The organism is Enterococcus sp. AZ194, from assembly GCF_051713825.1.
In the GTDB taxonomy this organism is placed as follows: Bacteria; Bacillota; Bacilli; order Lactobacillales; family Enterococcaceae; genus Enterococcus_K.
Map to the genome: position 1 here is coordinate 164,693 of NZ_JBIOQR010000001.1, position 21,505 is coordinate 186,197.

The following is a 21,505-nucleotide window of genomic DNA, read 5'->3' on the forward strand; positions in this document are numbered from 1 at the left end:
TCTTCAAATTTTTGTGAATTTCAGCTTATTTCCGAAGGAGTTGCTTCTGTACCCACCGTTTATTTAGGGCTCCTTTTACCATCAGAAGTCCTCTTTTACCGATTAAAAATAATAGTACTGGACAGTTAGAATCACGATTAAGACCAAAATGCCAGGTAAAAAATTGGAGACGCGGATTTTCGTTAGTTTCATAATGTTTAAACCAATTGCTAAAATCATTAATCCGCCAATCACGCTGATTTGGTCCATAAGAATAGTTAGCAAGCCATCGGGAACGTATTGAATGATGAAGCTAGCAAACAAGGTAATGGCTCCTTGATAGAGTAAGACAGGGATGGCGGAAAAGAGCACACCAACACCTAATGACGCGGTTAACATACTGGCCATGAAGGTATCCATGACAGCCTTAGTAAGTAATGTCTGATGATTGCCTGAAACACCACTTTCAATCGCTCCAATAATTCCCATTGAACCAATCACAAAAATAAGCGTAGCTGTAACAAAACCTTCAGAAAAATTGCTATTTCCTCGTGCAAAACGATTTTCTAAAAACAGACCAAAACGGCCCATTCGATCTTCAATTTTTGCCCATTCACCGATAAGTCCACCTAAACAAATACTAATAATAATCAGAATGAAAGAGGACGCTTGAATGCCCATCTGTATCGCTAAAATGACGACGCCTAACCCAATTCCTTTTGTAACTGTGTCTTTGGTTTGTTCATTGATATTGCGTAAAAGAATGCCTGCAAGACTCCCGATAACAATGCCCAAACTATCTGCTAGTGATCCAAGTAAAACCATACAAGTCTACCTCCTTTGTTTATTATGAGAAAAAAATGAAAAAGTATATAAATAGGATAGTAGCATAGATTCATTGGTTTTGAAACATGAAATGGCTACGAACGCTAGAATTTATTTGTTCGTTGGAGAATGGAGTTGATTGAATAGATCAGTGAATATAAAGAGTTGAAGAGTTTGTGTTTCTATTTTTTTAAAAGATAAGAGAAGCTTTTTTGGACCTGTTAGTTGTTTTTCGGTCCATATTTTATAGGCGATTTATGATAGACAAGTGAGTATCTTTTTGATAAGGTTAGAAAACAAATAGATTTTAGTGTGAATGTGAAGTGGGTGAGTGGGTTGAGTGTAAAACTGCGAGAATTATTGACATTGCCATCATTAAAGGAGGCAGAGGTAATTACTGGGGAAAATCAATTAGAGCGACGTGTCACGTCCTTGTCTTTTTTAGAGGTATCGGATATGGCCTTTTTTGAGCAGAATATGCGAATGCCCTATGAGTATGTTGGTGGCGAGTTGGTGATCTCTTCTTTGTTTACGGTAAAGGACGATGTTGAAAAACAGTGTGAGACGATTCGACATTTACATAATCTAGGAGAAGTTGGCATCTTACTTTATTATGTGGGAATTATTTTACCGGATTTGGCTCCGAAAGTGATTGAGACCGCAGAAGCGCTTGATTTCGTGATTATTCAGATGCCCAAAAATAACTTTTCTCTTCGGTATAATGAAGCGATTATTGAGATTATGACAGAGCTTTTGAAGCAAAAGCCTACAGATACGATGGTCAATGAGGTCTTAGAAAAAGCGTCAGCATTGCCCGTCCATAGACAAAGTGTGGATATGACTCTAAAAATTGTGGCTGACTTCTTGCGAACGAATATCTTGTTGACTAATGATGAGGAGGAAGTTATCAATCAAATCAAATGGCCGAGGAATTCGACCATGGATTTGAAGGAGTTTTTGGGTTCGTTATCGGATTCTAGAGTCGGCTTTAGGCCAGCTTCTAAGGTTGATTATTCATCTGAGTTGAGTGTTTCGGTAAATTTGATAGATGGTCAGACGATTCAGCAAGAGGAGTTTTCGATATTTTATAAAGAAATTTATCATAAAGACAATGGACGATTACATTTATATTTAATAAAAGAGCATGAGCTGTTGACCCAAGAAGAGTGTGAACAAGCAGTTGAGGTTGTTCGAGTGGCACTGAATTTATGGGGGAAGAAGCATGGGGAAGTGAGCGAGTTTGCTTTAGTTCAAGCTATTTTAAATGATGAAAGTGAGAAGATGTTTCGATTAGCGAGCAAGCTTTCGGTGGATGTTAAAGGAATTGATAAAATGTGGTTAGTTCAACTAAAAACATTAGCCCATGCTAAGGAAATAAAGGAAGAACTAAGTGAACAGGCATCAAAAAATTATCAGACCTCGCTGGTTCAAATTATCGAAAAAGAAATTGTCGTTTTGTTAGGAAATCATCGACATAGCGATTCAGAGTTAGATTTAGGACAGGTGTTTGTTGAGACAAGTCGCTATAAAGAAGAGATTATGAGTATCGTTTTTTGTCCGCGAATGCGTCATACCGCAGATGTTCGACAAACGTATCAGTTGATTAATGACGTCGTAGATTCTTTGCCAATCATTTTTCCGAATCGTATTCATTTTTCGCTTAGTGAAATTCGACAAGTTCAAAAAGGACGCAAAATTGTTCGATCTGGGGAGTTGCAGATAGCAGAGCAGCTTCGTATTTTGGAACCTATTTTAGAGAACGAAGAGTATCTAACAACATTGAGTCTGTTTTTATTGGATGCGCAGGCGGATTTTCAACATTGTAGTGAGCTCTTGTTTGTCCATAAAAATACAGTCAAATACCGCATCAAAAAAATTAGTGAACTGATTGGTTATGAAGTGACTGGTTTTTCTGAAAGTTATGAATGTTCCCTAGCGTGCATGGTTCAGAGGCTGGTGACACAATAAAGGGGAATTTTGGACAATGAGGTCTTATCTATGACAGAATTTTTTTAAGAAATGACCTTGGTAGGATGAGATTGTGACAAGTGCTTAGCTCCGAGAGCCAAAGTAGGCACTGTGCAGCATCCGCTCATACCTCGCTGTGTTTTACAATATCGAGCATCTTCAACTCTAGTATGTGACCTGCATAGAAGTTGTTGAGAGCGGAACGAAGTCCTTCAATTCTTAAGGTGTTTCACCTATAGAAATCGAATTGCTTCTGTGCCCACTGTTTATTCAGATAAGATGAAACAAATAGTTGAGAATGTGTGCTGTCGAATAGTCGATGCGCGCATTCTTTTTTGCTCGTAAATGATAAAATGATGTGAATTTTTGTCGGAATTCAAAAATAATGGTCCTATATTTTTCATAATGAAAAAGACTCTTTTTCTTAACTCACGTATAATCGTAAATTAACACAAGGAGGAATGGGTATGAAAAAACAAGAAAATACACAGGTACAGACACAATCATGGCAAAGCTTGGCATTTGTTTGGGCTGGTGCCATGATTTGTGTTCCTAGTTTGATGATAGGTGGAACATTGGTATCAGGAATGTCATTTATGGAGAGCTTATTCGTCGGATTTATCGGCTATGCATTGATTGTTCTTTTAATGGTATTACAAGGGATGCAAGGAGCTGATTTACATAGGCCAACGGTGAGTATGGCCTCTCAAGTATTCGGAAAAACAGGTTCACAGAAGGTTATTTCTATTATTTTAATGATTGCTTGTTTGGGCTGGTTTGGGATTCAAGCGAATGTTTGTGGGCAAGCATTTACGACTTTTTTATCTATGTACGAGATTCAGTTTCCAGTGCAGATATCTTCTCTTATCTGGGGTGTGATTATGCTTGTTTCGGCTTTATATGGTATTAAATTTTTAAATATTCTAAACTATGTTGCGGTTCCTATTTTGGTAGCAACCTGTATTTACGGCGTATTTGTTTCTATAAATGATAGTCAAACAGCCTCGATTTTTTCTTATCAAGGAACAGGAGAGGTTGATATTATGTCTGGTCTAGCGATAACGATTGGCTCCTTTGCTTTGGGAGCAGTGATTGCTGGTGACTATTCACAATATTCTGCTTCTAGAAAAGATGTGGTTAAAGCAGCTACGTTGGGGATTTTACCAGCAGGTGTTTTGATGATTGCAGTGGGCGCAATTCTGACGATTACTGCGGGAACAGCCGATATTGCAGAAGTTTTTATGAATATCGGGTCTCCTATTTTAGGGGTTGTCGCTTTGATTTTAGCTACATGGACCACAAATGCAGTAAATGCTTTTTCAGGTGGACTAGCGTTAATCAACGTATTTGATATTCCAAAAGAAAAAGAAAAGATTGCAGTAGGAATTTCTGGTGGTATTGGAACTGTTTTGGCGGTGGTGGGAATTTTAAATTATTTCGTGCCGATTATGTCGATTTTATCTGCGATGGTTCCAGCCGTTGCTGGGGTTATGATTGCTTCTTACTGGATTGTTCAAAAAGGAGATCCTGCACAATGGTCACCTGTAGAGGGCGTTAATTGGCTGGGCATTATCTCTTGGTTAATTGGGGCAGTGATAGCGGTGATTCCTGTAGGTTTGAGCTTCTTTCCTAGTCTACCACAGTTGCCGAATCAACCATTGATCGGTATTGTTTTATCATTTATTAGTTATTTAATAGGCAGTCGTTTTTTGGGTAATCAAGAGAGCCGACAAGCCATAAATTCAGAAGAGTTGGGGGAATAAGCATGCGTTATTTAGATGCAGAAGCAGTTGAAAATATTGCGATTGGTGCCGCATTTTTAGGAACAGGTGGCGGAGGAGATCCGTATATCGGAAAGATGATGGCACTATCGGCGATTAAAGAAACGGGCCCTGTTCGGCTATTGTCAATCGAGGAAGTGTCGGATGACGACTTTTTTATACCGGCTGCTATGATGGGTGCGCCATCTGTTTTGATTGAAAAGTTTCCTAAAGGGGATGAATTTGTTCGAGTGTTTGACAAATTAAGTCGTTATTTAGGCGTTGAAAATATTACGGGAACATATCCAATGGAAGCGGGCGGAGTGAATTCTATGATTCCGTTTGTCGTCGCAGCCAAATTAGGAATTCCGTTATTAGACTGTGATGGGATGGGGCGTGCTTTTCCTGAGCTACAGATGACGACCTTTAATTTAGGGGGGATTTCAGCAACTCCAATGGCAATCACTGATGAAAAAGGTAATATTGGTATTTCAGAAACGATTGATAATAAATGGACCGAACGTTTAGCACGTGTTCAAACGGTGGAGATGGGGGCAAGCTCTCTAATTAGTATTTATCCTTCTACAGGAAAGCAGCTGAAAGACCATGGGGTTCATAATATCATTACCTTCTCTGAAAAGATTGGTGAGATTATTCGTTCCAATGAGTTGGAGGAAGCGGTCAAACTGGCGAATCTGTTAGAGTTAATTGGTGGGTATGAGTTGTTTGAAGGGAAAATTGTTGATGTGATTCGACGAGTGGAGAGCGGCTTTAACTTTGGAGAAGCAACCATCGAAGGCTTGAATAAGGATATTGGCTCAGAAATAAAAGTCTTTTTCCAAAATGAAAACTTAATCGCTGAAAAAGATGGTCAGCCAGTTGCTATGACACCGGATTTGATTTGTATGGTTGACTTGGAAACATTGATGCCAGTAACGACAGAAGCTTTAAAATATGGCAAACGAGTGCGTGTTTTGGCGTTACCTTGTGACCAAAAGTGGCGGACGGATGAAGGAATCAAAACAGTTGGACCTAAGTATTTTGGTTATAATTTAGACTATGTACCAGTGGAGAAGTTAGCAACAGGAGGGCATGCAGATGTATAGAATTGGAATTGATGTTGGGGGAACAAACACAGATGCGGTAATTATTGATGAGCAATTAAAGCTTGTTCATGGTGTTAAGATTCCTACAAGCTCAGATATTCAGACAGGTATTGAGCAGGCGCTACACAAAGTAATGGCAGAGTCTTCAATTGATCCGGGAAAAATCAGTCATGCGATGCTAGGAACCACTCAGTGTACGAATGCGATTGTTGAACGAAAAAAATTATCAAAGGTTGGCGTGATACGTTTGGGTTATCCTGCGACGGCTTCTGTAAAACCATTTACGGCTTGGCCAGAAGATATGATTGAAACGCTAGGGGAAACATTTGAATTGGTTCATGGTGGTTATGAATATGATGGCCAGCCTTTAACAGAATTGGATGAGGGTGAAGTAAAATCTGTCTTGGCTCAGTGGAAGGGGAGCGTGGAATCCTTAGCAATTGTGGGCGTTTTTTCTTCATTAAAGAATGATCAAGAGTTTCAGGTGGCTGAATGGGCGAAAGAAATTTTAGGAGAAGAAATTCCAGTATCGTGCTCTTCAACTGTCGGTTCAGTGGGATTGATTGAACGAGAAAACGCAACAATTCTGAACGCTGCTTTAGATAAGGTGATGGCGATGACGAGTAATGGTTTTGAACGTGCCTTAGAAAACGAAGGCATTAATAATGCACAAGCATATCTTTGCCAAAATGATGGGACACTAATGTCAATCGACTATGCGCGCCAATTTCCTATTTTGACAATTGCTTGTGGCCCAACAAATAGTATTCGTGGAGCTTCTTATTTGGCCAAACTAAAAAATGCGATTGTTTTAGATGTGGGTGGAACGACGTCTGATTTGGGTGTCCTAGCGAACGGCTTCCCACGCGAATCTTCATTAGCAGTAGAAGTTGGTGGGATTCGAACCAACTTTCGTATGCCAGATATTGTCTCAATTGGTTTAGGTGGAGGAAGTGTGATTCGCGAAATCAATGGAGAAGTGACAGTCGGACCAGATAGTGTGGGGTATAAAATCACAGAAGAAGCACTTGTTTTTGGTGGTAATCAATTAACGGCAACAGATATTGCTGTACGTTTAGGAAAAGCCGAGGTTGGTGATAAGCAGTTAGTTGACAAAGTACCATTAGAACTCGCAGAAAAAGCTTATCAGAAGATGAAGGAAATGATTGAAGATGCAATCGATAAGATGAAAGTTAGCTCAGGCGATGTTGAACTCGTTCTGGTCGGTGGCGGAGCAATCATTATTCCCGAGAATCTGAAAGGTGTTGCGACTGCACATCTTGACTCAAATGGAGGAGTTGCAAATGCAATTGGTGCCTCGATTGCTCAAATTAGTGGACAATATGAACAGATTTATATCTATTCCAAACTTTCTCGTGAAGATAGTTTAGAAGAAGCGAAAGCTAAGGCAACAAATCAAGCGCGATTGGCTGGTGCGATTGAAGAAACGATTGAACTGGTAGAGGTAGAGGAAACACCTCTCGCCTATCACCCTGAAAATGCAACGCGTCTTCGAGTAAAAGTTGTGGGGAAAATGAAGTAGATAGTTAAGCTAAACGGTAGATACAAATAGAGAAATCAGTTTTCAGATAAGGATAAGCCAACAAAGTGGTAAGTATTTTTTACAATTTACCTAGGTAAAATTATTGGTTGACCTAGGTAATAACTAGTTGGCTTTTTGCTTTCACTGTTTAGTATAAGCTTGAGGAATAGAAGAGGATGAGGCATATCATAACTTATAAAGTTGTGTCCCAGCCTCTTTTTATCCGAATAAACAGTGGGTACAGAAGCAATTCGATTTCTATAGGCGAAACACCTTAAGAATTGAAGGACTTCGTTCCGCTCTCAACAACTTCTACGCATGAGACATGTGAAAGTTGAAGGTTCTTATTGCTGTAAAACACAACGAAGCATGAGTTGATGTTGCACAGTACCTACTCGGTGCTGTAAAACACAACGAAGTATGAGTTGATGTTGCACAGTACCTACTCGGTGCTGTAAAACACAACGAAGCATGAGTTGATGTTGCACAGTACCTACCCAGTTCTCGGAGTGAAACTCTTCTGCTCCATCAACTTTTATGAGAGAGGAATCATATACCTTTAACGTCTTGAATAATTTTTTCAACAGTAGCCTCGAGAGATAACTCCTTTGTCAGAAGGGTTTCTTGTAGGATTGAAACGAAGTCTTTTTCATTCCACCAACGCTTCATATCTTCTTCTGTGAATGAGGGTGCTTGTTTCGTGGCATGTCGTTGTGTAGTTTCTGCGAAGGGGAGGTCATAATAATAAGCAAAGGTAGTTGTTGGCAATTCTCGTTTAATAGCTTCAAATAATGGTGCGTACCATTCTGAATGTAGGATGCCTTCGATAATTACAAAGGGATAATTTTTTTTACCGTACAATAGAAGATTTATTAACAAAGAGATGGTAGGTGTTTCAGGTCCGTCTTTTGCCATAAGCATGTTTCGGCGAACGATATCTTGTGAAATAAGTAGACAGGGTTGTTCCAATCGTTTTTGGAGTGTTTGTGCCAGTGTTGTTTTTCCGCTACCAGAGTTTCCCCGAATTAGAATTAGTGTGGTCATAGTTATCCCTCCATCTGTTTTGTAAACGAACTTTTAGTCTTAGTATACAGAAAATAAGAAGAATTTATCAGCTTTTGACGAATTTTGAAAAAAGAGTTAGACAATTTTTTATTCGTAAGAACAACTTGTTTCCTCATCTCAATTTAATAATCAATAAATATCAATAGTTATAATTTATCTTTTTTAATAGTAAACAACAAAACGCTGATGTATCAGGAGTTATTCTGTGAAATACATGAAATTATTTTCTTTTTTAAGAATCTTTGTGATGTGTTATACTTTTTATGAAATACAAAAAAGGTGGGAATAAAATGAAAAAAGTATTTAGTGGATTGTTGGTTTTAACGTCTGTTTTATTATTAACTGCTTGTGGAAGTGACAAGAAAACAGATTCAAGTGCTTCATCATCTAAGGCAGACAAAACGTCTGAGTCATCTGATGTGACTTCAGGAGCGTCCGCTCAAGAGTATACAGATCCGTCAGAATTAAAAGATGAATATGATGTAATTATCGTAGGTGCTGGTGGCGCAGGGATGGCTGCGGCTATTCAAGCAAAAGAAGCGGGAGCTAACCCAGTTATTTTAGAAAAAATGCCTGTTGCAGGTGGAAATACATCTAAATCTTCAGCAGGAATGAATGCATCTGAAACAAAATTCCAAAAAGCCCAAGGAATTAGCGATTCCAATGATAAATTCTTCGAGGAAACATTAGCTGGTGGTGGAGGAACAAATGATAAAGAGTTATTGCACTACTTAGTTGATAATTCATCAGCTGCGATTGACTGGTTAGATTCAATGGGGATTACACTGGATAATTTGACAACAACTGGCGGTATGAGCGAAAAAAGAACACACCGTCCTTCAGATGGTTCGGCAATTGGTGGGTATTTAGTTGATGGGTTAATGAGAAACGTTCATGAACGTAAAATCCCATTATTCGTTAATGCAGATGTTGTTAAAATTAATGAAAAAGACGGCAAAGTTACAGGCGTTAAAGTAACAATTGATGGAAAAGATAAAGAAGTTTCTTCTAAAGCAGTTGTTGTAACAACTGGTGGCTTCGGTGCGAACATGGACATGGTTGTTGAAAACAAACCTGAATTAAAAGGGTATGTAACAACTAACCAAGCAGGTTCAACTGGTGATGGAATCAAGATGATCGAAGCATTAGGTGGACAAACGGTGGATATGGATCAAATTCAAATTCACCCAACTGTTGACCAAACAAAATCATTATTGATTACTGAAGCTGTTCGTGGTGAAGGAGCTATCTTAGTCAACCAAGAAGGAAATCGTTTCTTTAATGAAATGGAAACACGCGACAAAGTTTCTGCTGCGATTATCGCTCTTCCTGAAAAATCAGCGTACCTAATCTTTGATGCTGGTGTGAAAGAACGTGCAAAAGCTATTGATTTTTATGAAAAAGAAGGCTTAGTTAAATCAGCAGACTCACTTGAAGCATTAGCGAAAGAAATTAACGTATCAGGCGACAACTTAAAATCAACTGTTGAGACATGGAACAAAGCAGTAGCTGATAAAAAAGATGCTGAATTTGGTCGTGAAACAGCTATGGACAACGATTTATCAAAAGGTCCTTACTATGCGATTGCCATTGCACCAGGTATCCATCATACAATGGGTGGCGTGAAAATCAATACAAACACAGAAGTATTGAATAAAGAAAACAAAACAATTCCAGGTTTGTTTGCAGCAGGAGAAGTAACTGGCGGTGTTCACGGAAATAACCGTATCGGCGGAAACGCAGTAGCTGATATCATTATTTTTGGTCGTCAAGCTGGAACGAAATCAGCAGAATTTGTTAAAGAATAGAAATTAAGCAATACCTGTGAGATGAGCAGAGGAAGAAATTGATCATCTAGCCAAAAAAGAAGCAAAGCGAATGATTTTCGTAGATTTCTACGGTCATTCGCTTTTTTTATGAAGGATAAAAACGACAGTTATCTGTTAAAAAAAGAGGGAAACAACTGTTATTGGCTATTTTTCATGAAAATAAATAGAAACTTATTAATTTGTTTAAATTATGTCTAAGAAGAAGAAAACGCCGATTTAAAGCTGTTTTTGTTCATGAAAGATAATTGTTAAGGGATTTTTTTTGTTGTGGAAAGGGAATTTCCCTCGATTTATCTTTATTTAACAGGCAATTTCTTCTATAATTAATAAGAACTGTCTTTATTTTCAAAATAAAGACATGTTAGATGATTTAATCAATTAGTTAAGGAGTGTGTTCATGGGCAAGACGTTATTTAAGACGTTGACCGTTCTTGCAGCAGGTATAGGGGCAGTTGCTGTCTGTTTTTTTGGGTATAGAGCAAACAATCAACGCCAATATCAACAGCGTGTCGAGTATGCGCAAGCGGCTATTACAAGAGAAAAAGATGGGATTTCGAAGGTGGAAACAGAAGTGAAGGGATTATTCACTGATGACAAGCAAGTCTTCTTAAAACCAAGTGTAAATGAAGATACACTGACGAAGTTATCTGGAAGTCTTTCAGCAATAAAAGTTTCGGCTAAGGAGTTTGGAATTGAAGAAAAGGCACTACCAGACGGAGCAAAAGGGATTCAAGAACGGAAAAAAGTGGTTGAGAATACAGTAAAGGATGCGCGCGCAAAACTATCTATCCAACAAGAGGCCTCTAAGCTATTTGTTAACGGCGTGTCAAACTGGCAAAAATCAGAAAACAACGTCATTATCAAAGAGAATTTGAAAGATACAGATGTGGGTAGAATCCGTGAAAACTTAGGTTTATTCGATGATAGTTCGTGGAAGAAAAATGTTGAGGAGTATCTAGGGTATGCAGATGCACAAGTCAAGCGTCTTTCAGACTTACAAAAAACATTTGCAACTATGTTAAAAAATGATGTAGTAACAAATTCTGTTACATATGAAGGTTACTTGGCTACAGTAGATAGCATTAGTCAAGTGCGTAATGAGAAAGAAAAAGCAAAATACACTGCATTAGCAGAAAAAGTTGCTACACAGATGGGCTATGGAACTAGCACGAATTACTATGGAGAGACAACCAACAATAGTGAGATAGATACTAGTGAAACTGATACAGGTTATTAGTCGAAATTGAACGTAGGCTCCAGAGTCTAGGGCAAACAAAAGATTCTTTCATAAACAGATAGAATTAAACGGAGGAAAGCTATGTCAAAGGGAAAAAAGATATTTTTGATTATATTAGCAATTATTGTTGTTCTTATCGTGACAGTTGTCGGCATTGGCGCAAAGTTTTACACGGATGTGTCTAGTGCGTTTGATAAAACCTACGAACCGGTTCAGCGTGAGAAAAAGCTTGATAATCAACGTGAAACCCCTGTAGATTTAACAAAGCAAGAATCTGTCTCAATTCTTTTGATGGGGATTGATACGGGAGACTTGGGACGTATTGAGCAAGGGCGTTCAGATACAATCATGGTTGCAACGATAAGTCCAGAAGATAATCAGACAACGGTTGTTAGTATTGCACGTGATACGTACGTTGAGATTGTTGGGCATGGCACACAAGATAAAATCAACCATGCGTATGCGTTTGGTGGAGCAGCAATGTCGATGGACACCATTCAAAAGTATCTTGATATTCCGATTGACCATTATATCTCAATCAACATGAAAGGGCTGAAGCAGCTCGTTGATGCGGTCGGTGGAATTGAAGTGAATAATGATTTAACCTTTTCGCAAGACGGACATGACTTTGTGATTGGCAAAACCAAACTAGATGGTGATGCAGCACTTGCTTACTCACGTATGCGTTATGAAGATCCAAACGGCGATTATGGTCGACAAGAACGTCAGCGGAAAATCGTTGAAGGGATTGCCAAAAAAGCGTTGAGTGTCGATGGTGTTAGTAAATATCAAAGTATTCTAGGCGCTGTAGAAAGTAATATGAAGACAGATATGGACTTTTCTACGATGAAGACCTTGGCATTAGATTATCGTGGTGCATTTAACACAGTCAAACAAGACCAGCTTAAGGGTGAAGGCTTTATGCAAGATGGTGTCTCTTACCAACGAGTAGGTGCTGATGAGTTAACAAGGGTTCAAACTGAATTGAAGGACCAAATGAATATAGAGAATTAATAGAAAGTGGAGAAAAGATGGAAGAGACAATTAGTTTAAAAGATATATTTGAAGTCTTGCGTAAACACATCACGTCAATTTTGATTTCGATGTTTGCTGGATTAGCGTTAGCTGGGATGTTCACATTTTTTGTTATTACGCCAAAGTATAGCTCGCAAGCGCAGTTAATTGTAACATTACCTCAAACAGAAACAACAAATGTAAATGACGTAAATACAAACTTGCAGATGATTAACACCTATAAAGATATGATCACCAGTGATTTGGTTATGAATGAAGTCGAAGAACGTTTGGAAAAAGAGGATAACATTGAGATGAGTGCAGGAGAGATTAAACATGCTATTGCAGTCAATCAATCACCAAACTCACAAATGTTCTCTATTCAAGCAACAAGTACAGATACAGTGACTTCACAACAAATTGCCAATACCACTGCTTTGGTTTTCCAAGAAAATGCCAAAGACGTGATGAACGTGGATAAAATTTCGATTGTATCCAGTGCGGTAGCAAGCACAACTCCTGTTTCACCTAACAACAAATTGAACCTGGCAATCGGGGTCGTTTTAGGTTTGATGGTCGGAATTGGGTTAGCCTTCTTACTACAATTGTTAGATAGAACGGTCAAAGATGATAAATTTGTTACAGAAACACTGGGCTTCACTATTTTAGGAACGGTTCCTCAAATGTCAGCCAAAGAGTTACAATCAACCATTCAAGCACGACCAACTGCTGCACCAGTAGCGAAAAAAACCGGAGACGACTCAGCGACAGAATCACGTCGAAGTCGCTCGCGTGTCTAGGGGGGACAATTCATTATGTCAAAGAAAAATGAACGAAAAGGGACAGCAACAAGTGCCGTTAGTCTAATTACACTAGTGGACCCTTCTTCACCGATTTCTGAGCAATATCGTACAATTCGAACAAATATTCAATTTGCATCCTCCTCGGATAATCCAATTAAAACAATGGTTATTACCTCTTCTGGACCTGGAGAAGGCAAATCAACTACTTCGGCAAACTTAGCTGTTGTGTTTGCTAAATCTGGTCAACGTGTATTGTTAGTAGATGCGGATATGCGTAAACCAACTGTTTATAAAACATTTAACTTGAGTAATGCGAAGGGCTTAAGTACAGTATTAAGTACAGCGACGAGTGTTTTAGAGGCAGCTCAACGAACAGTGATTGATAACTTAACGGTCTTAACAAGTGGACCAAAGCCACCGAATCCTTCAGAATTGTTAGGCTCTATGCGGATGGCTCAAGTTATTGAGGAAGCTAAAAACCTATACGATATTGTTATCTTTGATATGCCTCCTGTTGTAGCGGTGACTGATGCGCAGATTATGGCGTCTAAAACAGATGGTACATTATTAGTGATTCGCGAAAATGTTTCAAGAAAAGAGTCATTAACCAAAGCAAAAGATTTATTAAGTATGGTTCAAGCACGAATGCTAGGTGTTATTTATAACGGTGCTGAAAATAGCAAGGATCAAGGCTATTACTACTATTACGGAAACTAGTAAGCAAACGAATTTGTAGATAAGGAGACATAAGACATGATTGATTTACATTGCCACATTTTACCAGGAATTGATGACGGCGCGTCCTCACTGGAAGACAGCATAGATATGGCTGAAAAAGCAATTAGTCAAGGAATTACTCATATTTTATGTACGCCTCATCACAATAACGGTAAATATCGCAATCCTAAATCAGAAGTAATCTCACTTGTCACTTCTTTGCAAAGTGAATTAGATAAACGAAATCTGCCACTAACTCTTCTTGAAGGGCAAGAGGTTCGGATTACAGGAGATTTATTAGACGATTTGGCACGTGATAATATCTTATTTACAGATTTAGATGATACGTACATTCTGATTGAATTTCCAACGATGGAGGTTCCGTCTTATACAGAACAAGTCTTTTTTGATCTTCAAGCCTTAGGAAAAATTCCAGTAATTGTTCACCCTGAACGAAATGCCCATTTCCGAAAAGATCCGAACCATCTGATTCCATTTTTAGATATGGGGTGTTTGGCTCAGTTGACCGCGCCAAGCTATGTAGGGACATTTGGGAAAGAGATTCAAAAGACAGCGAAGACAATGGTAGAACATAACCTGGTACAGATGGTGGCCTCTGATGCCCATGGTGTACAGAAGCGGACGTTTTATATGAAAGAAGCGTACGAACAAATTGCTAAGGATTTTGGTCAAGAAAAGGTGACACTGATGAAGCAAGTAGCTAAAGACTTGTTAAACGGCGATCCCACAAACTATCTGGACTATACAGAAGTGAAAAAGAAAAAATTTGGCTTGTTTTAAGTAGGAACGAGTGATTAGGTGAGGGCTCTTAAGAGAGAACCTCTCCTTTTTAATTTGAATAAGAAAGTGGGTTGAATAATGATGTATTTAAACGAAATTACTCAAAAAAATTATAAGGTTTGTGTTAAATTAAGTACCGATAAAGAACAAGAGAAATTTGTCGCCCCGAATTGGTACTCTTTATTGGAAGCCAAATTTGAAGAAAATAGAAAAGCATTTGGCCTTTATAATGAAGAGGAAATGGTTGGTTTTGTGATGTTTAGCTATTCTCCTGCAGATGAAGACTATTCCAAAGATTCTTGGTGGATTGAGCGTTATATGATCGCCAGTAAATTCCAAAATAAGGGATTTGGAAAAACTGGCCTGCAGAAAAGTATCGAGTGGTTTGTTGAGCAGTACCCAACTGAGGAGTTACGGATTTCTGTTGTGGAGGGGAACGAGATTGCTCAAAACTTATATGAGAAGGTCGGGTTTGTGTTAACAGGAGAAAGGGTTCAAGGAGAGATTGTATTATTGAAAGTAGCTAAATAAGCAGAAGGCTGGTATAGAAGAGTTTAGAGCCAAAAAATAAGAAGAAAGGTATAGCTAAAATGAAAAAAGCCTACATAATATGTTTATTAGCATGGATTGCTGTAATTACAGTTGGATGTGGCACAAATAAAACAGCAGATAAGTTCATGGAACAAACGAAGATATATAACGAAATACATCAAAAAATGATGGCTAAACAAATAGAGAAACCGACTCTTGAGTTTGAGGAGTTGAGTCAACAAGCCAAAAATTTCCTCGAATCTGACGAGTATATAGAGTGGGAAGAAGAAGGAAAAAAATTGACGGCGTTTAAGCTTGCAAAAAATGAAAAAAAATATAAAGGCGTCTCAAAATTACAAACAGCGATAGAAGAATACAACCTATTACAATCAAATTATTGTCATAAGTTAGCTGAGGCAAGAGACGAGGATACTTATTATGCAATTATAAATGAGTACACAGAAAAGCTATATGTCGCAGAGGATAAGTTTATTGAACGATTAAATACAGTAGCAGATTAAGGATAAATATAAGTAAAAAAGTAACCGTGAAAAGCTAGAAGAACTACTTGATAATGAATCGAGGCTGGGACATCATAACTTTATAAGTTATGTCTCAGCCTCTCTTTATCCGAATAAACGGTGGGTACAGAAGGGGCTCCATCTTCACTCCGCCCCATCAATTCTAAAGGTGTTCCACCTTTAGAACTGATGGACTGCGTTCCGCTCTCAACAACTTCTACGCATGGGACATGCTAGAGTTGAAGGTCTGCACTCCGTAAAACCACTTCGATCTCATCAATCTCTAAAGGTGGAGCACCTTAAGAATTGAAGGACGTTGTTCCGCTCTCAACAACTTCTACGCATGAGACATGCTAGAGTTGAAGGTCTGCACTGCGCAAAAAGACTCCGATCTCATCAATCTCTAAAGGTGAAACACCTTAAGAATTGAAGGACGTTGTTCCGCTCTCAACAACTTCTACGCATAGGACATGCTAGAGTTGAAGGTTCTTATTGCTGTAAAACACAACGAAGCATGAGTTGATGTTGCACAGTACCTAATCGGTGCTGTAAAACACAACGAAGCATGAGTTGATGTTGCAACCTACCTGGTTCTCGGAGTGAAATACTTCTGTCCCAACCTCGGTTCATGATAGTGGAGATACTAGCTTTTTTAGCATCTAATCAGTTGTTTTCCTCGTTTTATTTAAGAAAGAGTTAAGAATTAGTTAATACCTGAGTTAAGAAATGCTTGGTAAAGTAAGACTATCGAAAGAGGGGGAAACAAAAAATGACTGAAAATATACTAACTTTAACAAATGTGACCAAAAAATTTGGCAAACAATATGCTTTAACGAATGTTTCATTAACGGTGAAAAAAGGAGATATCTACGGATTAATTGGGCGGAATGGTTCAGGGAAAACCACTATCATGAAATTGATTACAGATTTATCAAAAGAATCTTCTGGTGGTGAAATTGTTTTGTTGGGGAACCGAAAAGGAACAAAAGAATATCAAGAAAGTTTACAACGCTCAGGAGCTGTGATTGAAAGCCCAGCTGCGTACAACAAATTAACGGCGTATCAAAATATGAAAATTATGTGCATCCAAAAGGGGATTCATGATTTCTCCGTCATTGATGAAGTGTTAGGTTTTGTTAATCTGGCTGAGACAGGAAAGAAAAAGTTCAAAAACTTTTCGTTAGGAATGAAACAACGACTCGGCATAGCGATGGCATTGGTTAGTGACCCAGACTTCTTAATCTTAGATGAGCCAATCAATGGCTTAGACCCAATCGCGATTATTGAGTTTCGAGGGATATTGGAACGAATCAATCGTGAAAGAAATACGACGATTATTATTTCAAGCCATATTTTAACGGAACTATATCAGGTATCGAATCGTTTTGGTTTTATTAATGAAGGAAAGATGATTCAGGAAATTTCCAAAGAAGAGTTTGACAATCTAGTAACCAAATCCATTCTTGTGGATGTGGAGGAGCCGAAAAAAGCGGCGATGATTCTGAGAGAAAACCAAGTGACTGATTTCGAAGTGACTAATGAAAACTTGATTCGTATTTTCGATGAGCAGGTGGAAATTAAAGAAATCAATAAGCTACTGGTTCAAAATGATATTTTAGTGAATCAAATTCAAAAGCAAGAACATAGTTTAGAAGATTACTTCACAGATTTAGTCAGTAAAACCACAAATACAAAGACAGATATAGTAGGGGGAAAATAACATGTTTCGACTAATTAAAGCAGATTTTTATCGTTTATTACATACAAAAGGATTTATTGCCACAGGAGTAGCTGTGATTGCCTTTGCGATACTTATCATTACATCAGGTTCTCCGGGAGGGATCATGGTAGATTTAAGCTTGAAGATGCCAGTTATGATGGATTTAAAAAGTGCAATTAATTCAACTATTTTTTCTAGTAGTGTATTGATTTATCTATTGATCGGTGTATTTGTCATCGTGATAGGATATGAGTTTTCACAAAAAACTTACAAAAACTCATTAACATCTGGTGTCAGTCGTTTTCAGTTTATTTTAGCTAAATATATTAGCGAAGTCTTATATTTATCATTTTTTATGATTCTTTATTTCGGTGCAGCGATTGTAACTGCCTATGTCAAATTTGGGAGTACACAAAGTGATTTCATGGCCTTTTTAGGAGAAACTTTCTTATTGGCCATTGCATTTGGATTAGTCATTAGTGTGGTATTTAGTTTAGCAACGTTATTATTAGTAGGTATGGGTAGTCTGGTAGGAGCTACTGTCTTTATTGTGGTTTATCCTATCATCATTCAGATAATTTCTCAATTGACTCAATTTGATGGCCTTGAATATTTTGATTTCTTCAATTTCATTCAAATTTTAGGTGTTGGACAATTAGGATTTGACGATCTTCTGCCATATATTCTAACAAGTGCTGTGGTCACTATTCTTTCACTAATGGGAAGCACCTTATTAATCCGTACGAAAGAATTATAAAACGCGGATGAGTGAATAGATGACAGGCTGAATCATTTATTTATAAAAGTCACCAAAAAAGAAGGCTCTTAGATTTACTACTGTATTAGATTTTAGTAGGGAATCTTAAGAGTCTTTTAGTATGGAGACAATAAAAGCTGTACGTCATAACAATTTTGTTGGCGTGTGGATAAATTCAAATAATAAAAACCACAAGGAATATGCTACGAGAAAGGCTTCAGATTGATTTTATTCCAAGCTTTTTTTGATTTAAGAAAGGCTTAAGGATTAGTTAATGCCTCACTTAAGAAATATTTGATAAAGTAAAAATATCAAAAAAGGAGGTCCAGAAAAATGAGAAAGAACGTATTAGCTTTAACGAATGTTAGTAAAAAGTATGGCAATCACTATGTTTTGAATAATGTTTCATTGACGATAGAAAAAGGCGATATTTACGGCTTGATAGGAAAAAATGGTTCCGGAAAAACGACCATCATGAAGTTAATTGCGGATCTTTCAAGAGAGTTTTCTGGGGGTGAAATTCTTTTATTGGGCGCCAGAAAAGGAACTAGAGCTTATCGAAGAAGCCTGCAACGAATAGGTACAGTGATTGATAGTCCAGCCCTTAATAGTCAATTGACAGCTTATCAGGAAATGAGGCGAACCTGTATCCAAAAAGGAATTCACGATTTTTCGATAATTGAGGAAATTCTGAGCGTAGTTCATTTAACTGAAACAGGAAAAAAGAAAATCAAACATTTCACAGTGGGGATGAAACAACGGCTGGGGATTGCGATGGCATTGGTTGGCAAACCAGATTTTCTCATTTTAGATGAACCGATTAATGGCTTGGATTCGTTTTCCATAATTGAATTCCGTCAGATTTTAGAACGGATTAATCGAGAGCTTAACACGGACATTATTATTTCCAGTCATATTCTAACAGAGTTATATCAGATAGCTACTCGTTTTGGTTTTCTCTATGAAGGCATGATGATTCAAGAAATTTCAAAAAAGGATTTAGTTAGTGTAACGACAAAAGGGATTCTAGTTGAGGTGGAGGATGTTAAGAAGGCGGCTACGGTTTTAATTGAAAACCAAATTCCTCACTTTAAAGTGATATCTGAGAATAATCTTCATATTTTTGAAGAAGGGATACAGGCAAAAGAAGTGAACAAATTGTTGATGCAAAATGGAATTTCAGTCAACAATCTAAAGATACAAAATACTAGCCTAGAAAATTACTTTTCCAAATTAGTTAACCAAGTAACAAATACAAATGAAAACGATAAATTTGAGTAAAATTTTTTATGAGATGAAAGAAATGAAATGAGCTATCCAGACTTATTATTTTTAGGTAAGGGAAAAGGACAATGAACACTAAGAAAGCTTAGTATAGATTGAAAAAGCAAAAAAAGAAGTGTACTATGAAGAAACACAGAGTATGATTTATCAAGTAAAGGGAGAGGTTCAATGTTAATAAAAAATGCGTACATAGAAAATTCGACGGAGTTAATGGATATTAGAATTATCGATGGAATTTTTTCAGAAATAGCCCCTAATTTGAAAGCTAATCATGAAGAAATTCTTGATTTACAGGGAAAAGCAGTCTTTCCGCCATTTATTGAGAGTCATGTTCACTTGGATACTTGCTTGACTGCCGGACAGCCAGCTTGGAACCAGTCAGGGACACTTTTTGAAGGGATTGAACGTTGGTCTGAACGGAAAAAATTATTAAGCGAAGAAGATATTTGTTTAAGAGTGAATGAAGCCGTTCGTATGCAAGCAGAGAAGGGGATTCAATATGTAAGAACCCATGTGGACATTACTGACCCTAATCTATTAGCTTTGAAAACTATGGTGAAGCTCAGAGAAGAATTAAAAGATTTAATGACTATCCAAATTATTGCTTTTCCTCAAGAGGGAATTTTATCTTTCCCTAATGGAAAAGAATTGTTGGAAGAAGCGATGAAGCTAGGGGCTGATGGTGTAGGTGCCATCCCACATTTTGAGTTTACACGTGAATATGCAGTAGAAAGTATCAATTACTGTGTTGATTTGGCTATGCGTTATGATGCATTGATTGATGTACATTGTGATGAGATTGATGATCCTGAAGCTAAGGGCCTAGAGGTATTAGCGTGTCGCGCACTTGAGACAGGATTGAAGGATAAGGTGACGGCTAGCCATACAACGGCGATGCATTCCTACAATGACGCCTATTGTTCTAAGCTTTTTCGTTTGTTAAAAATGAGTGACATTAACTTTGTTGCAAATCCACTTGTTAATATTCATTTACAAGGGCGTTTTGATCACTATCCGAAGCGTCGGGGATTAACTCGTGTAAAAGAACTTTTGGCAAATGGCAATAATGTTTCTTTTGGCCACGATGATATTTTTGATCCATGGTATCCACTGCGTAATACGGATATGATTGATGTGGTGCATATGGGTTTACATGTGGGACAAATGATGGGGTATGAGGAAATTATGAATAGTTATCAGTTCATTACGAATAACGCGGCTCAAACGTTATTCTTAGGTGACTCATATGGAATTAAGGTCGGCAATTCAGCAGACTTTGTCGTATTAAATGCCCCTAATTTTTACGAGGTTGTAAGTAATCGTTCAGAATTACTTTACTCATTTAAAGCAGGGAAGAAAATCGTCGAAACAAAACCTGCGGAGACGGTACTTTTTTATGGAAATTAGTTAGCTTACGAGCGATTAATCAAGCGATTTGCTCCTTGCGTGGGGAGTCTATCCTTAATCAGTAGTGTTGTTTCCCCTGAAAATAGCGGAAAGTAAAGCGAAAAAGAAACATATAAATGAGCCTAAATTATTCATACTTGAATAAATAATAACAATGACCTTAAACTCAAGTTTTAGAGAGTTTGGTCCCTGTTTTTTGTTTGAAAGAACAACGGCTCTTTGTCAACTGATATTGGTGAAGAGAGAGCTTAGAACTATTGGAGAGTGTGGGTGGGGGACATAACTCAAAAAAGTTATGTCCCCCACTCCTAGTATCCGAATAACCGATGAGCACAGAAGCAACTCCATCTCCACTGCGTTCCGCTCTCAACAACTTCTACGCATGGGACATGCTAGAGTTGAAGGTCTCCACTACGTAAAAACCAAACTCCGATCTCATCAATTTCTAAAGGTGGAACACCATAAGAATTGAAGGACTGCGTTCCGCTCTCAACAACTTCTACGCATGGGTCATGCTAGAGTTGAAGGTTCGGAAATAAGCATTTCTGTTCCACCTCCTTTTGTGTTTTCTTTTAAAGTCGAGTTTTGTTCAACTGTTACAAGTGATTTTTAGATACAGATTTTAAATTAACAAAAAA

General features: G+C 37.9%; 18 protein-coding genes. 16 read left to right on the forward strand and 2 right to left on the reverse strand.

Annotated elements, in window-relative coordinates; translation table 11 throughout:
* Positions 1–102 precede the first annotated feature (102 nt).
* A complete protein-coding gene (locus IGI37_RS00950) occupies positions 103–804 on the reverse strand; it encodes a DUF554 domain-containing protein (protein ID WP_438759540.1) in 702 nt (233 codons plus the stop codon).
* Positions 805–1,131: 327 nt separating this feature from the next.
* Between IGI37_RS00950 and IGI37_RS00955 the strand changes: the two genes are divergently transcribed.
* The 4 genes from IGI37_RS00955 to IGI37_RS00970 all read left to right on the forward strand — a co-directional run bounded on the left by IGI37_RS00955 (position 1,132) and on the right by IGI37_RS00970 (position 7,181).
* A complete protein-coding gene (locus IGI37_RS00955; RefSeq protein WP_438759541.1) occupies positions 1,132–2,772 on the forward strand; it encodes a PucR family transcriptional regulator in 1,641 nt (546 codons plus the stop codon).
* A gap of 467 nt (positions 2,773–3,239) precedes the next feature.
* Positions 3,240–4,535, forward strand: coding sequence for a cytosine permease (locus IGI37_RS00960; RefSeq protein WP_438759542.1), 1,296 nt, complete (start codon positions 3,240–3,242; stop codon positions 4,533–4,535).
* A gap of 2 nt (positions 4,536–4,537) precedes the next feature.
* Positions 4,538–5,638, forward strand: coding sequence for a DUF917 domain-containing protein (locus tag IGI37_RS00965; protein ID WP_438759543.1), 1,101 nt, complete (start codon positions 4,538–4,540; stop codon positions 5,636–5,638).
* Entirely contained in the window at positions 5,631–7,181 is a 1,551-nt protein-coding gene (locus IGI37_RS00970; RefSeq protein ID WP_438759544.1) for a hydantoinase/oxoprolinase N-terminal domain-containing protein, read from the forward strand. The genes IGI37_RS00965 and IGI37_RS00970 overlap by 8 nt, the downstream gene beginning before the upstream one ends.
* Positions 7,182–7,730: 549 nt before the next feature.
* Here the strand turns inward: IGI37_RS00970 and IGI37_RS00975 are convergent.
* Positions 7,731–8,225 carry a kinase gene (locus tag IGI37_RS00975; protein ID WP_438759545.1) on the reverse strand — a complete coding sequence of 165 codons (495 nt, stop codon included), beginning with the start codon at positions 8,223–8,225 and terminating at the stop codon, positions 7,731–7,733.
* A 311-nt stretch (positions 8,226–8,536) separates the two neighbouring features.
* On the opposite strand from IGI37_RS00975, the gene IGI37_RS00980 reads away from it, so the two are divergent.
* From IGI37_RS00980 to codA, 12 genes are all read left to right on the forward strand, one after another.
* On the forward strand, positions 8,537–10,054 hold the full coding sequence (locus IGI37_RS00980) for a flavocytochrome c (RefSeq protein WP_438759546.1): 1,518 nt from the start codon (positions 8,537–8,539) through the stop codon (positions 10,052–10,054).
* Positions 10,055–10,472: 418 nt separating this feature from the next.
* Positions 10,473–11,312 carry a hypothetical protein gene (locus tag IGI37_RS00985; protein ID WP_438759547.1) on the forward strand — a complete coding sequence of 280 codons (840 nt, stop codon included), beginning with the start codon at positions 10,473–10,475 and terminating at the stop codon, positions 11,310–11,312.
* 81 nt (positions 11,313–11,393) lie between these two features.
* On the forward strand, positions 11,394–12,326 hold the full coding sequence (locus IGI37_RS00990) for an LCP family glycopolymer transferase (RefSeq protein ID WP_438759548.1): 933 nt from the start codon (positions 11,394–11,396) through the stop codon (positions 12,324–12,326).
* 17 nt (positions 12,327–12,343) lie between these two features.
* Positions 12,344–13,126 (forward strand): YveK family protein, encoded by a 783-nt coding sequence (locus tag IGI37_RS00995; RefSeq protein WP_438759549.1) that lies wholly within the window; start codon positions 12,344–12,346, stop codon positions 13,124–13,126.
* 15 nt (positions 13,127–13,141) lie between these two features.
* A complete protein-coding gene (locus IGI37_RS01000; RefSeq protein ID WP_438759550.1) occupies positions 13,142–13,846 on the forward strand; it encodes a CpsD/CapB family tyrosine-protein kinase in 705 nt (234 codons plus the stop codon).
* A 36-nt stretch (positions 13,847–13,882) separates the two neighbouring features.
* Positions 13,883–14,647 carry a tyrosine-protein phosphatase gene (locus IGI37_RS01005; RefSeq protein ID WP_438759551.1) on the forward strand — a complete coding sequence of 255 codons (765 nt, stop codon included), beginning with the start codon at positions 13,883–13,885 and terminating at the stop codon, positions 14,645–14,647.
* 78 nt (positions 14,648–14,725) lie between these two features.
* Positions 14,726–15,178 carry a GNAT family N-acetyltransferase gene (locus tag IGI37_RS01010; protein ID WP_438759552.1) on the forward strand — a complete coding sequence of 151 codons (453 nt, stop codon included), beginning with the start codon at positions 14,726–14,728 and terminating at the stop codon, positions 15,176–15,178.
* Between the two features lie 59 nt (positions 15,179–15,237).
* The gene (locus IGI37_RS01015; RefSeq protein ID WP_438759553.1) at positions 15,238–15,699 is read left to right on the forward strand and encodes a hypothetical protein; all 462 of its coding nucleotides are present in this window, start codon (positions 15,238–15,240) and stop codon (positions 15,697–15,699) included.
* A gap of 769 nt (positions 15,700–16,468) precedes the next feature.
* On the forward strand, positions 16,469–17,419 hold the full coding sequence (locus IGI37_RS01020; RefSeq protein WP_438759554.1) for an ATP-binding cassette domain-containing protein: 951 nt from the start codon (positions 16,469–16,471) through the stop codon (positions 17,417–17,419).
* A gap of 1 nt (position 17,420) precedes the next feature.
* Complete coding sequence (locus IGI37_RS01025; protein WP_438759555.1) at positions 17,421–18,176, forward strand: hypothetical protein; 756 nt, start codon at positions 17,421–17,423, stop codon at positions 18,174–18,176.
* Positions 18,177–18,509: 333 nt separating this feature from the next.
* Entirely contained in the window at positions 18,510–19,457 is a 948-nt protein-coding gene (locus tag IGI37_RS01030) for an ATP-binding cassette domain-containing protein (RefSeq protein WP_438759556.1), read from the forward strand.
* Between the two features lie 171 nt (positions 19,458–19,628).
* Positions 19,629–20,867, forward strand: coding sequence for a cytosine deaminase (codA, locus tag IGI37_RS01035; protein ID WP_438759557.1), 1,239 nt, complete (start codon positions 19,629–19,631; stop codon positions 20,865–20,867).
* Positions 20,868–21,505: the final 638 nt, after the last annotated feature.